11 protein-coding genes are annotated in these 13449 nt (G+C 75.0%); 8 read left to right on the top strand and 3 right to left on the bottom strand.

Features of this window, described 5'->3' with window-relative positions; translation table 11 throughout:
- Nucleotides 1-38: 38 nt before the first annotated feature.
- A complete protein-coding gene (locus ACFYZR_RS28910) occupies nt 39-908 on the bottom strand; it encodes a universal stress protein (RefSeq protein ID WP_391915446.1) in 870 nt (289 codons plus the stop codon).
- Nucleotides 909-1079: 171 nt separating this feature from the next.
- Between ACFYZR_RS28910 and ACFYZR_RS28905 the strand changes: the two genes are divergently transcribed.
- Entirely contained in the window at nt 1080-1940 is an 861-nt protein-coding gene (locus tag ACFYZR_RS28905) for an alpha/beta fold hydrolase (RefSeq protein ID WP_391915444.1), read from the top strand.
- Nucleotides 1928-3169 (top strand): hypothetical protein, encoded by a 1242-nt coding sequence (locus ACFYZR_RS28900; RefSeq protein ID WP_391915442.1) that lies wholly within the window; start codon nt 1928-1930, stop codon nt 3167-3169. The genes ACFYZR_RS28905 and ACFYZR_RS28900 overlap by 13 nt, the downstream gene beginning before the upstream one ends.
- A gap of 19 nt (nt 3170-3188) precedes the next feature.
- On the opposite strand, the gene ACFYZR_RS28895 is transcribed toward ACFYZR_RS28900, so the two are convergent.
- On the bottom strand, nt 3189-3740 hold the full coding sequence (locus tag ACFYZR_RS28895; protein ID WP_391915440.1) for a hypothetical protein: 552 nt from the start codon (nt 3738-3740) through the stop codon (nt 3189-3191).
- Between the two features lie 257 nt (nt 3741-3997).
- Between ACFYZR_RS28895 and ACFYZR_RS28890 the strand changes: the two genes are divergently transcribed.
- The 6 genes from ACFYZR_RS28890 to ACFYZR_RS28865 all read left to right on the top strand — a co-directional run bounded on the left by ACFYZR_RS28890 (nt 3998) and on the right by ACFYZR_RS28865 (nt 10291).
- Nucleotides 3998-4126 carry a hypothetical protein gene (locus tag ACFYZR_RS28890; RefSeq protein ID WP_391915437.1) on the top strand — a complete coding sequence of 43 codons (129 nt, stop codon included), beginning with the start codon at nt 3998-4000 and terminating at the stop codon, nt 4124-4126.
- 96 nt (nt 4127-4222) lie between these two features.
- On the top strand, nt 4223-7411 hold the full coding sequence (locus tag ACFYZR_RS28885; protein ID WP_391915435.1) for a lantibiotic dehydratase: 3189 nt from the start codon (nt 4223-4225) through the stop codon (nt 7409-7411).
- 20 nt (nt 7412-7431) lie between these two features.
- Nucleotides 7432-8724, top strand: a complete 1293-nt coding sequence (locus tag ACFYZR_RS28880; RefSeq protein WP_391915433.1) for a lanthionine synthetase C family protein — start codon at nt 7432-7434, stop codon at nt 8722-8724.
- Nucleotides 8725-8758: 34 nt separating this feature from the next.
- Nucleotides 8759-9739 carry a JmjC domain-containing protein gene (locus ACFYZR_RS28875; RefSeq protein WP_391915430.1) on the top strand — a complete coding sequence of 327 codons (981 nt, stop codon included), beginning with the start codon at nt 8759-8761 and terminating at the stop codon, nt 9737-9739.
- A complete protein-coding gene (locus ACFYZR_RS28870) occupies nt 9736-9963 on the top strand; it encodes a hypothetical protein (RefSeq protein ID WP_391915427.1) in 228 nt (75 codons plus the stop codon). Before ACFYZR_RS28875 ends, ACFYZR_RS28870 begins: the two co-directional genes overlap by 4 nt.
- A 100-nt stretch (nt 9964-10063) precedes the next feature.
- The gene (locus ACFYZR_RS28865) at nt 10064-10291 is read left to right on the top strand and encodes a hypothetical protein (protein WP_391915425.1); all 228 of its coding nucleotides are present in this window, start codon (nt 10064-10066) and stop codon (nt 10289-10291) included.
- Between the two features lie 23 nt (nt 10292-10314).
- Here ACFYZR_RS28865 and ACFYZR_RS28860 read toward each other — a convergent pair whose 3' ends face one another.
- A complete protein-coding gene (locus tag ACFYZR_RS28860) occupies nt 10315-13269 on the bottom strand; it encodes a BTAD domain-containing putative transcriptional regulator (RefSeq protein ID WP_391915422.1) in 2955 nt (984 codons plus the stop codon).
- Nucleotides 13270-13449 lie beyond the last annotated feature (180 nt).

The following is a 13449-nucleotide window of genomic DNA, read 5'->3' as shown; positions in this document are numbered from 1 at the left end:
CCCGCCGGTTCGCCCGCGCCCCGCGGCCTCACGACACGTCAGCGAGCCGACGGGGGCGGCGCGATGATCAGCGGGCAGTCGGTGCCGTGGATCAGGGTACGGCTGGTCGAGGCGAGCAGCGCTTCCTTGAGTCCGCTTCTTCTGCGCGTGCCGACCACCAGGCAGCGCGCGTGGCGGGAGGCCGAGGCGAGCATCGCCGCGGGATCGCCGGCGAGGACGTCCTGCCGGACCTCGACGCCCGGGTACCGCTCCCGGTGCCTCGCCAGCGACTCCGAGAGGTCCGCCCGGGCCTCCTCCAGGGCATCGGCCCTCCCCGCGTCCCGGGGCTTGCGGACCAGGATCGCGACCAGGCCGACCCCGCGCAGGGACGCCTCCTCGAAGGCCAGGCCGACGGCGACCGCCGCCGAGGCCGAGCCGTCCGCCCCGACGGCCACGGGCGCGTCGTCCGGCACACCGGGGAGCGGTTCCCGCACGAGCACGACCGGACAGGCCGGGTGACCGGTCAGGGCGTCGGCCTCGTCCCGGGGCGCGAAGAGCGAGTCCGACACGGCGTGGCGCGGTGTGGGCAGTACGACGAGGCTCGCGGACCGGGCGGCTTCCCGCATGACCCGTGCGGGCCGCCCGGAGGCCAGCTCCGTGCCGATCTCCAGCCCGGGGTGGTGGCGCAGCGCCTGGTCGCGTGCTTCGCGCAGCAGCGCCTCTCCCCGCGCGTGGAGGTGCGTCGCCCAGGAGTGGGCCCGGCTTCCGGGCTCCGTGTCCGGCAGGGTGCTCGCGACCCCCGTCCGGACGTGCAGCAGTCGCAAGGGGAGGTGCCGGAGGGCCGCCTCGTCCGCCGCCCAGCGCACGGCGTGCTCACCGAGGGACTGGTCGGTGACCTCCGCGAGGACGGCCTGCCGGCTTCCATCCATCCGGAGACTCCCTCCGGTCTGTCCCGGTCTGCTCTCTGCCTCCAGCGTGCGGCCTCCACCGGCACCGCGCCACGGGGCGGCCGGCGGTAGGGGACTCGACGTACGGGGCCCGGGGTATGAGTGGCTCGTGCCGGGGGTCCGGCATCGGTGTCGGTCCTCACCTGGAGTGCGATGGACACGCTCACGACCGGGACGCTCGCGGTGCCGGGCGCGCGGCTGTACTACGAGGTCCGGGGTGCGGGGCCGCCCCTGCTGCTCATCGCCGGTGGCGACAGCGACGCGGCCGTGTTCGAGGGCTTGGCCGTCGTGCTGGCCACGCGCTTCCGCGTCGTCAGCTACGACCCGCGCGGCAACTCCCGCAGTGCGCTCGACGGGCCGCCGGTGGACCAGCGGATCGAGGTGCACGCGGACGACGCGTCCCGGCTGCTGGCGCGGCTGTTCCCGGCGGGCGAGCCGGTCCGCGTGTTCGGCAGCTGTATGGGCGCGCTCGTGGGGCTGGAGCTCACATCCCGCCATCCGGGCCGGGTGCGGGCGGTGGTGGCGCACGAGCCGCCCGCCCTGGGCCTGCTGCCGGACGCCGCGGAGCACCACGCGCTCGTCGACGACGTCCTCCGGACGTTCCACCGCGAGGGCGTGGCGCCGGCGCTGCACAGGTTCAGTGCGCTCTTCGGCGGCCGTCCCGCGCCGGCGCTGCCCGAGGAGCGCGACAACACCGCGTTCTTCCTGGCGCATGTCCTGCGTCCCGCCACGCGGTTCGTGCCCGACCCCGCCGCGCTCGCGGCGGTGGCGGACCGGGTCACGATGGCGGGCGGCCATGATTCGCGTACGTATGTCGTCCACCGCCCGGCGGTGGTCCTGGCGCGCCGGCTGGGGCACCGGCCCGTGCTGTTCCCGGGCGGCCACGCCGGATACGCCGGACGGCCCGGGGCGTTCGCGGAACGCCTCGTCGAGGTCTTCGCCGCCCGGCCGGCGGGCGGCGGCGCGGACCTGGACGGTGCCGGAGGTCCGGGGGCGCGGGCATGCGTATCGTGATGGGGGCGCAGAACTGCGGGTTCGGCCCGGTCTCCGAACTCGCCGCGGTCTCAAGGCTGCTCGCCGGTCACGAGCGGGTGTTCGTGGGTGACGGTGTGGCGGCGTCCTTCGCACGGGCCAACCCGGACGCCTTCGACGACATCCGGCCGGTGTCCGGGGCCGTCGACGCGCTCCTGGAGGCCGGCGATCACGTGGTGTCGGCGATGGACGCGGACCTGGCCCTGCGGGCCGTGGTGGCGCGACGGCCGGTGGTCATGGTGGACAGCCTGTTCGGCTTCTGGCAGCTCAGGCGGCCGCTGGCCCGGATCCGTGACCTGTGCGAGGGTCTGCCACGTTCCGGTTTCGCGGCGGCCGACGCCCACTTACGTGAACTCTCCCCGCACGAGCGCGTCGTGGCGGCGCATCTGCTCGCCACCGACAGCGTCGTGCAGAACTTTCCGGGAATCGGCGCGCGCCTCGCCGAGTTCGCCGCGCTCGGACCGGGGCCCGCCGTGCACCTGACCGGCGCGATCATCGATCACACGGGCCTGCCGGACGCGCCGAGTACGACTGGTACGACGTCCCCGGAGTACGACCTGCTGGTCAATGTCGGTGGCTTCAGGAACTTCCTGCTGGATTTCGAGTCGAACAACGACTATCTGTTGCTGCTGGGCCGCCTGCTCGAGGACCTGCCACGCGACTGGCCGCGGTTCCGGCACGTACTGGTCTGCGGCGGCCCCTTCGCCGGACGGGCCGGAGAGCGGGAGCGGACCGTCTCGTCCGCCGGGCGGGAGACCACCTTTCGCTGCCTGCCTCAGCACGAGGTGCTGCGGCAGGCGGCGAACACCCCCGCGTATCTGATGGCACCCGGGCTGACCGCGCTCCACGAGGCGCTGGCCCTGGACCGGCTGCCGCTGGCGCTGCACGAGCAGCACTACGCCCACGTCTTCACCGTGCGGCGTCTCGGCGGCACGCTCTTCGGACGGACCGCCAACCGGTTCTCGGACGTCGTGCCGTACGACGACGTACCGGAGGAGGACTTCGCCGGCACCGCGGCCCTGGTGCGGATCGCGGGCCGGATACGGACAGACGAAGGCCTCTATGCCGCGTTCCGGCGTTCCTTCAACGAACGCGTCGAGCGGTACCTCTCGCTCACCTCGGCGCGGCGGCGGGACGGCGTACGGGAGTTGCGGGAGATCCTCGGAGGTGAGCCGGTCGCCTCCGTGGTGGCCAGGATCTTCGCCCGGTGAGGAGGCGGTCCGGCCCGTTTCAGGTGATCGTGAGCGTCGTCACCCCCGTCGCGCCCGTGAAGCCGGTGGTGAGGCACTGGAGCACGCCCGGTTGCGGGAGGACGATGACCTCGACCGCGGTCCGGCCCTTGAACCGGCCCTTGACGACCTTGCCGGTGATCGTGGTGACGACCTGTCCCGCCGCCTCCGTGCTGCTGCCGCTGATGTCGGCGACGCTCGTGTCGCCGGTGCTCCAGCGGAAGGTCCGCTGTGCCGTGAAGCCCTCAAGGAGGTCATTGCAGCCTGCGAACAGGCTGAACGTCTCGTGGTACGACCCGCTGCTCACCTTCCCTCCCACGTCGACGCACGACACGAACCGTCCTTGGGTGGTGACGTCGAAGTGTCGCGGCTGGAGGGTGACTCCGGGGCTGTAGGAGACGGACTCGGTGCCCTGGCACTGCAGGAGGGCCGACCGCCGGTCCTGGCTCTGCGCCGAGGCGGACGTCATGGGCGTCGCCGCCAGAGCGAGGGCGGCGATCGCCGCCGCCAGGGCACGGGTACGCGAACGCGGGCGTGATCTCTCAACGGTCATGGTCCGTGGCATCCCCTGCCCGGACACCCGCGACACGGGCGCGCGGGAGTGACCGCGGTGCGTCCCGTTCACGGGCAGGCGCCCGTAGAGGCGCGGGCGCGGGGCGGGGACGAGGGGATCCGGCGTGGTTTCCACGTCGATCCGGCGTATATCCGCCGTAGAAAAGCGCTCCGTACGTTGATGTCAGTCGCCGGGAAGAAGCCCGGGGCCGCCACCGGAGACGGGGGCGCATCGCACAGGAAATGAATGGAGTCATCATGAACAACTTCGACGAGCTGTTCGAGCTGGACATCATCGAGATCGCCGCCACCGGCGAGGACGAGCAGGCCGCGGTGGCCGAGGCCGCGACCGGCTCCTGGCCGTTCTCCTGCAAGACCACCATCTGACGGTCGGTCCTGCGTCCGAAGAGGATCCACGAGCGAGGCGGCCCGGCCCCCAAGGGCCGCCTCGTTCGTTCCCCCGCACCACTCTGGAGGCTCCCCGTGGCGGCACCCACGGCCCAACCGGGCAGTGACATCCCCGGTCCGTCGACGTTCCGTTGCGCGGACACCCTGCTGTTCCGCGCCGCGATCCGGCCTCCGGAGCCGTTCGACGGCTCCGAGGAGCCCGGCGACGGCGAGGCGGAACTGCGGGACCGGCTGTGCGCCGCCGCGGCCGATCCCCGGTTCGTGGAGGCGGTCTCGCTGGCGAGTCCTTCCCTGAGCCGGACCCTCGACGCCGTGCTCGCCGGGGAGCCGGTCCGTCTCAAGCAACTGCGTCGCGCGGTGCGGGCGTCGGCGCGCTACCGGCTGCGGATGTCCGGCCGGGCCACGCCCTTCGGCACCATGGCGGGGGTCGCCGTCATCGGCTTCGCCGAGGAGCCCGGGGCGGTCGGGGCCGGCTGGGGTGGGCGTCACCGCAAGGCGGTGCGGCCCGACATGGGCTGGCTGTCCGAGGTGGTGGCGCGGCTGGAGCGCGAGCCGGCCGTACTGCGACCGCTGCGCGTCACCGTCAACGACCTGAGCTTCGTACGGGGCGACCGGCTGGTCGTCCCGTACCTCCCCGCCCCCGGGGCGGGCACCCGCCCGGCCGCCCAGGAGGTGTCGGTACGGGCCGGCGCGGTGGTGCGCCACGTCCTGCGGCGTGCCGCGCTGCCCGTGCCGTTCGAGGATCTCGTCGCCGACCTCCTCGCCGCCTACCCCGGAGCGCCGGCCGCCACCGTGGAGCGGCACCTTGTCGACCTCATCGGTTCGGAAGTGCTGCTGACGGAGCTCCGCCCGCCGCTGGACGGCCCGGATCCGCTCGGCCATGTCCTGGACCTGCTGGTCGCCCGGGACCGCACGGCCGGGCCGCTCCCCGGCCCCGTGGCCCGGCTCGCCGACGAACTGTCGGCGGTCCACGAGGAACTGGCCGCCTACGCCGCGGCTCCGCTCGGCGGCGGTCGTGAGGCCCGAGAGTCCGCCGCCCGCCGGATGGCCGCCCTCCATCCTTCGGACCACCTCCTCCAGGTCGACCTGGGCCTCGATGTCGCGGTCCGGCTGCCGCCCGCCGTGCGCGCCGAGGCGGAACGGGCGGCCGAGGCCCTGTGGCGGCTGGCCGCGGCCCGGCCGGGCCCGGCCCATCTGCGCCAGTACCACCTCGACTTCCTCGAACGGTACGGGGCCGGGCGCGCCGTACCGCTCAAGGAGGTCCTCGATCCGGACATCGGCCTCGGCGGTCCGGCCGGGTACCGGCTGCCCGTCACCTCGCGGATCCCGCACCCGGGGCCGGCGGACCCCCGGGAGCAGCGGGAGAAGGATCAGGACCGGCTGCTGACCGAGCTCGCGCAGGAGGCGTCCGTCAACGGCGAGCGGGAGATCGTCCTGGACGACGCGCTTCTGGAGCGGCTGACCGCCGGCGCCGGGGACGCGCCGGCGCCTCCGCCGTCCTTCGAGATCCTGGCGCAACTGCTCGCCGACACCCCCGAGGCGCTGGCCGGCGGTGACTTCCGGCTGGTGGTCACCGGTGGGGCGCGTACGGCCGGAGCGCACGCGGGGCGCTTCGGGTTCGTGCTGGGCGCCGACGACGGCCACGTCACCGAGCTGGTGCGGCAGGTGCCCGGGGTCGCGCCCGGCGCCGTCGCCGCGCAGCTGAGGTTTCCGCCGCCGCGCGGCGCGACCGCCAACGTGGCGCTGGTGCCACGCCGCCTGCCGCACACCATCACGCTCGGCGCGTTCGCCGACCGCACCGACGGGACGGACCTCGGCGTGTCCGACCTGGCCGTCGTCGCCGACGTGCACCGGCTCGCCGTGGTCGCGCCCCGGCTCGGCAAGGAGGTCGTGCCGGTCGTCCCCAGCATGCTCGCGACGGTGTGGCACGCGCCGAACGCGGCCCGCTTCCTCCACGAGGTGACCCAGAACGGCCTCCCGGCCTGGCCGCGCTGGCGCTGGGGGGCCGCGGACGATCTGCCGTACCTGCCCCGGGTCCGGCGCGGGCGCACCGTGCTCGCTCTGGCCCGCTGGCGGCCGACGGATCCCGCGCTCTCCGACCGGGCCACCGCGCCCGGCGACTGGGAGCGGCTCTTCGACGCGTGGCGGTCCCGCTGGCGGGTGCCCGACCGGGTGGAGAGCGTCACCGGGGACAACCGCGTCGCCCTCGACCTGCGCCGCCCCTTCCACCGCGCCCTGCTGCGCGACGAATGGCTGCGCCGCCCGGGCGGCGTCCTTCAGGAACCGCCGGCGGACTGCGGCCATGGTTTCGGCTGGCTGGCCGAGGGCACCGAGCGGTCCGGCCGGGTCAACGAGATCGCCTTCCCCATGATCCGGGCGGTCGCGGTGCCGGACGGCCCGGTGCGGCCCGTGCCCGTCCCCGAGCCCCGCCGCGTCCGCGTCGCCCACTCCCCCGGATCGCGGTGGCTGTACGCCAAGGTGTACTGCTCGGCCGAGCGCCAGGACGAGATCCTCGCCCGGCGGTTGCCCCGGCTGCTGGAGGGGCTGCCCGGTGAGGTGGACCGCTGGTTCTACCTCCGTTACCGCGACCCGGACCCCCATCTGAGGCTGCGCTTCCACGGCGATGCGGCCGTTCTCACGGGCTCCTTGCTGCCCCGGCTGCGGACCTGGTGCGACGGGCTCGCCGCCGGGGGACTCGGGGACAGGCTGGTGCTGGACACCTACGATCCCGAACTCGAGCGCTACGGAGGACCCGCCGCCGCGGCCGCCGCCGAACGCGCCTTCCACGCCGACAGCCTCGCCTGCCGGGAACAGGTCGAGCTGCTCGACAGCCGTGAACTGGCCCTGGACAGGACGGTGCTGAGCGCGCTCGGCCACGTCGACCTGGCCTGCCGTGTCGCGGGCACCACGGAGGGCGTCCGGTACCTGCTCGACCGCCCGGTACCCGCCGGGGCGGACGGGCCCTCACGTGCCGCCAAGGACCTGGCGCGGGAGCTGATCGACCCGTTCGGCGACTGGCAGCGGCTGCGCGCCCTGCCCGGCGGCCCGGCGCTGCTCGCGTGCTGGGAACGCCGCGCCCCCGCCCTGAGCGCGTACGGGACGCTCCTGCGGGAACTCGGCGCCGGTACGGGACCGTTGGGCTCCCTCCTGCACATGCACCACAACCGGCTCACCGGCATCGACCGTGCCGCCGAGGAACGCTCCTTCGCGCTGGCCGCCGCGGCGCTGCGCAGCCGCCGGGAACGCCTCCGGGCGGCCCGGTGAACCGGCCGGTGCACGTGCCGGTGGACACACCGGTGGACGCGCTGCGCCGGCGGGCCGCGGACGTCGTGGCGACCGTCGCACGGCGGCTGGCCGACCCCGCCGCCGAAACGGCCCGGGACGTGTCCGCCTTCCGCGCGGCGAGCCTCAGCGACGGCGCACCGGGCGTCGCCCTGCTCCACGCCGAGCTGGCCCGCACCGATCCGGCGCACCGGGCCGCCGCCCACGAGTGGCTGCGGCACGGCGCCGCGCTTGCCGCACGGGCGACGGCCCCCGGGCCGCAGGGGCTGTACGGGCCCGTGGCCGCCCTGTCGTTCGCCCTCCACCGGGCGGCGGCGGAGGGGCCGGGCGCGCGGAGCACGGCCCGGGCCCGGCTCGGGGACCGGGTCGCCGAGCTGGCGGTCTCCCGGGCCGGGCGCGAGGAACGACGCCTCAGTGAGCGCCTCGGCTGCACCGCCTTCACCGCGTACGACGTGATCAGTGGGCAGGCCGGCCTCGGCGCGCACCTGCTGGAGCTCGGCGGCCCGGCCGAAGCCGCCGTCGCGCGCCTGGTAGGGGCGTTGACGTCGCTCGCCCGGCCGGTGCGCGCGGACGGCCGGCTGCTGCCCGGCTGGTGGGTGGCGCTCGACGGGGACTCGTACCGGCCGGTGGCCCCGGCACGGGGGCACGCCAACCTGGGCATGGCCCACGGCCTCCCCGGCCCCCTCGCCCTGCTGGCCCTCGCCTGGCGGCAGGGGGTACGGGTGCCGGGGCAGCGGGCCACCATCACCGGTTTCGCCGAGTGGCTCCTCGCGCGGAGCCGTACGGACACCGCGGGCCCCTGGTGGCCCGGCCAGCTGACCGCGGGACCCGCGCGGTCGCGGCCCGGACGGCCGTCCTGGTGCTACGGCGCCCCGGGCATCGCCCGCGCCCTCCAGCTCGCGGGCCTCGCCCTGGGCGTCCCCCGCTGGCAGGAGGCCGGCGTGGAGGCGCTGCGTGCCGCGCTGACCCGCGCCGTGTCGGGGGAGGCGGAGCCGGCGGCCGAGGCCGGGCTCTGCCACGGGGTGGCCGGGCTGCTCCAGACCACCTGGCGCGTCGCCCGCGACGGCGGCGACCCGGAACTCGCCGGACACCTCCCGGGGCTGGCCGCCCGTCTGCTGGACCTCGTCGACGAGGACCGGCCGTTCGGCTTCGCCGACGCCCCGGGCGAACGCCCGCCCGAGGAGCATCCGGGCGGCTTCCTCACCGGCGCGGCCGGTGCGGCGCTCGCCCTGCACACCTTCGCCACGGACACCGCCCCGGCCACCCGCTGGGACCGCGCGCTGCTGCTGGCCTGACGACCAGACGAAACCCGACAGAGAGAAGAGATCCATGCACCGGGAGGAACTCACCCGCTGGGTGGGCGACACGGACGCCTTCCTGAACCGGTACTGGCGCACCACGCCGGCCGTCTTCCGGCCCGCGCCCGGCACCGGGCCGACCGCCCCGCTCACCCTCGAGGAGATCGACACCGCCGTCGCGGGCGGACTCCTGCGCGTTCCCCACCTCGAACTCGCCCGGGCGGGCGACCCGGTGCACTCCTCCCGCTACACCCGGGCACGCGCCGTCGCGGGGGTCACCACCCCCGGATACGCCGACCCCGACCGCGTACGCGAGCTGCTCGCCGAAGGCGCCACCCTCGTGCTGCGCAACGCCGAGCACTGGCACCCCGCCACCCGCGCGCTGACCCGCGGGCTGGAGGCCGAACTCGGCCGCCGGGTCGAGGCGTTCTTCTTCGTCACCCCACCCGGGGCCCAGGGCTTCGACCTCCACCGTGACGACGCCGACGTCCTGCTGCTCCAGCACACCGGCAGCAAGCACTGGACCGTGCGCGGCGGCCCCACCGGCCCCGACTGGGCGCCGGGCGAGGTCACCGACGACGGCGGCCCGGCCCTGCTGACCGGCACCCTCGGCCCCGGGGAGGTGCTCTACATCCCCCGTGGCTTCGCCCATGAGGCGGTGGGCGGCGAGGGGCTCTCCTCCCACCTCTCGCTCACGATCCGCGAGGTCGGCACCCAGCAGCTCTTCGCCTCCCTGCAACGCCTGCTGCTCGACTCGCTGCCGGTGCCCGGCCGCCCACTGGGCGACGACGACCTCCACACGGCCGCCGAAACGCTGCTCGACCGGTTCCGTACCCGGCTTCCGGAGCTGACCGCCGCGGCCGTGGTGGACCACGCGCGCCGCGCGCAACTCGCCGAGGGCGCGATCCCCGGGCTCGGCTCCGATCCGGGCATCGCCGCACTGGCCGCGCGCCTCGGCACACCGCACGGCTCCCCCGCGACCGCGGTGGTGCGGGAGGAGGGAAACCCGTGAGCGACGTGTACGGGCTCGGTCTGCCCCCACTGCCCTCGGACCACCACGCGCTGCGCGCGGTCGTGGTCGTCGAGTGCCTCACCGAGAACGGCCCGGCCCTGCGCTACATGTACACCGGCACCACCGGCTGGGGCGCGCTGGGGATGGTCGAAGCCACGAGGATCCGGCTCGCCGGCGCCCTGGAGCCCGAGGCCCCCTGGGAGGGCCCCGGAGGGAAGGGCTGACTTCCTCACCCTCGGTGACAAGCCTCCGTATATCGAACGTAGATGGACGACACGCAGAATCAGCGCATCGCAACGCCCCACCGACAGACAGGAACCTCCCGTGTCGCGCACCTCCGTGTCCCGCAAGCGCCGTGCAGCCCTTCTCGCCCCGGCCGCCCTGGTCGCCTCGCTGGCCCTCGCCGGGCCCCTGGCGTCCGCCACCGGCAGCTCCGGCGGCGCCGCACGGACCTCCGCCGACTCCCCCGTCACCCACTTCACCTACACCGAAGGGGGCGACGGCCACCGCCGCGGCGACCACGACCAGACCGAGTACAACACCAAGGCGTGAGGGCCCGGCGGCCGCGGCCCGCGCTACACCGGCGCGGGCCGTATGCCGTCGATGAGCGCGCGCACCTGCGCGGCCTCGGGCAGCGCGGTGCGGGTGAAGACCTCCAGCGCCTCACCGGCCTGGGCCAGCGCCCGTCCGTGGTACCCCGCGTCGAGCGAGACGCGGGCCTGGGTCCACAGCGCGTAGCCCCGGTCACGATCGCGGCCGGGTACGGTCCGGTAGTGGGCCACCGCCCGGTCCGCCGCCTCCAGCGCCCGCTCGACGTCGCCCATGACGCGCAGGGTCTCGGCGCAGCGGTACCACGCCTGCGCCTGCTGGCCCGGGATTCCCGCCGCCGCGCAGACGTCCAGGCACTCCCGGTAGCCGTCCAGCGCCTCCTGGTACCGGCCCAGTTCGTGGAGGGCCTGGCCGCGCACGCACAGGGCGTGGGCCACGCCGTGCTGGTCCGCCATCCCGCGCAGGGCGCTCAGCGCCTCCTCGCAGGCGGGCAGCGCCTCCTCGGCCCGTTGGCCGCGGATCCGGGCCAGCGCGGCGTTGAGCGTGGTGATCAGCTCGCCCGACCGCTGCCCCCATTCCCGGGCCAGCACGAGCGCCTCGTCGAAGAAGCCGGCCGCGTCGTCGTAGCGCTGTTCGAACTGGGCTATCACCCCCAGGTCGTTGTACGCCTGCTGGAGGATGGCCCGGTCGCCGGCCCGGCGGCAGAACTCGGCGGCCAGCTGGGCGTGGGTACGGGCCCGTGTCAGCCGGGTCTCCTGGATCGCGGCGTTGCCGCGGATGAAGTGGGCGCGGCCGGCCGCGCGGTGGTTGCCCGCCAGGGCGGCGGCCTCCGCCAGCGCCTCGGCGGCGACGGCCATCTGCGGGTAGGGGATGTCCTGGCCGAACGAGCTCAGGGCCACCAGGATGTCGGCGGCCTCCGTGAGCGGCTCCGGCTCGGCGGCCTCCCACCGTCTGACGAGCAACTGGACCGCGTGAAGGGCACAGTCGAATTCGGTGATCACCCATTCCCGGGCCTCGGCGAGGCCTGTGAAGCGCGGGCCGTCCGGCCGGACGGCACCGGCGGCGATGGTGCTGTGCACGGGATCACCGGGCACCATCCATCTGAACGCCTCCCCCGCCATCTCCAGCAGGTGGTCGAGCAGCCGCCGCTCCACGGCGGGGCCTTCGAGGGCCGTCCCGGTGGGCGGGGGCAGCTGCCGGGCGAAGTCCCGTACCAGGTCGTGGTAGCGGTAGCGGCCCGGTGCCGGTGACTCCAGCAGCGCGGCGTCGACCAACGGCTCCAGCAGGTCCTCCGCCTCCGCCTCGGCCAGGCCCAGCGCGGCGGAGGCCGCGCCCAGCCCGATGTGCGGCCAGGCGACCGACGCCAGCGACCGGAACGCCGTCGCCTGCCGGTCGGTCAGCTGGCGGTATCCGAGCTCGAAGGCGGCGGCCACCGCGAGGTCGTCGGCGCGCAGTTCGGCCAGCCGTCGCCGCTCGTCGGTGAGCCGGGCCACCAGGTGCGTCACCGTCCAGCCCGGCCGGGACGACAGCCGGGTGGCCACGATCCGTACCGCCAGGGGCAGACACGCACAGGCGATGACCAGCGCCAGCGCGGCCTCCTCCTCCGGGGCGATACGGGACTCGCCCACGATGCGCCGCACCAGGGAGAGCGCCTCCCCGGTACTGAACTCCTCCAGCCGGACATGGGCGCCGGACGGCACACCCACCGGGCGTGCCCGGCTGGTCACCACCACCGCGCAGCGGGCCGCTCCCGGCAGCAACGGTCTGACCTGGGCGGCGTCGCGGGCGTTGTCGAGCAGCAACAGCACCCTGCGGTCGTCGAGAAGGGTGCGGAACATCCGGGACCGGTCCTCCAGCGAGCCGGGGACCTTCCGCCGGGAAACCCCGAGCGCGGTCAGGAAACTCACCAAAATGGTGCCGGGGTCGGCCGCGTCCGTTCCCGAGCCGCGCAGATCGGCGTACAGCTGCCCGTCCGGGAACTCCCCCTTGACCTGGTGCGCCACCCGCAGGGCCAGGGTGCTCTTGCCGATGCCGCCCATCCCGCTGACGGAGGCGACCGCGAGGGCGGTGCGGTCCGGGTCGGTGAGGGCCCGGCACAGCTCGGCGACCGCCTCGTCCCGGCCGCTGAAGTCGGAGATGTCGGCCGGGAGCTGGGCAGGGCGGGCGAAGTCCGCCGGCCCGGCCACTCCGGCCGCCGCACCGGTCTGCTGGGGGCGCGCCGCCCGTGCCACGGCCGTCACCGGGGCCGCCGCGGGAACGAGGTCCGGGGCGCAGGCCAGGATCCGCTCGTGGAGGGTGCGCAGTTCGGGCCCGGGATCCAGGCCCAGTTCGTGCGCCAGCACCTCGCGGGCCTTGCCGAACACCGCCAGGGCGTCGGCTTGCCGCCCGGCGGCGTACAGCGCCCGCATCAGGAATCCGTACGGCCGCTCCCGCAACGGTTCTTCCCGGATGAGCGCGGTCAGCTCCGGTACCGCCTGGGCGTGCCGGCCCAGCAGCAGATCCAGGTCGAAACGCTCCTCCAGCAGGGTCAGCCGCAGCTCGGAGAGCCGGGAGCGCTGCCGGTCGGCGAACGGCCCGGGCACCCCCGCCAGAGGCTCGCCCCGCCACAGGGACACGGCCTTCGTCAGCAGCGCGGCGCACTCGTCGTACTTCTCGGCCCCGCGCGCCCGCGCCGCCTCTGCCGCCAGGTGCTCGGCCCGGGAGGCGTCCACCGACAGCGGTTCCTCCGCGAGCCGGTAGCCGTCGCCCACCCTGGCCAGCGCCTGCGGATCGCAGCCGGCCGAGGTCAGCAGCTTGCGCAGCCGCCACACATAGGTGCGCACGATCATCACCGCCGAGTCCGGGGCCGTATCGCCCCACACCCCGCTCACCAGCTCGTGCAGCGGCACGGCGTGACCCCGGCGGAGCGCCAGCATCGCGAGGGCCGCCTGCTGCTGCGGCGGCCCGCACGGCACGACGGACTCACCATCACGGATGCCCACGGCTCCGAGCACAGAAAATTCCACAGTCCCCCCACCACCGGCACAAGCCAGACAAAGCTGGGACATGGTAACCAGGTGGTTCACATGTACGAACATGCCGCGCGGGCGCCGACGGGAGATGGTGGTAGCGAGGGTCGACGACACGGGCCGGCCCACGGCCCGATATGCCGGATGAGGCGG

It is taken from the genome of Streptomyces sp. NPDC001678 (assembly GCF_042892945.1).
Lineage (GTDB): Bacteria > Actinomycetota > Actinomycetes > Streptomycetales > Streptomycetaceae > Streptomyces.
The sequence above is the reverse complement of the archived record's forward strand: the minus strand, read 5'-3'. Positions and strand labels throughout refer to the sequence as shown.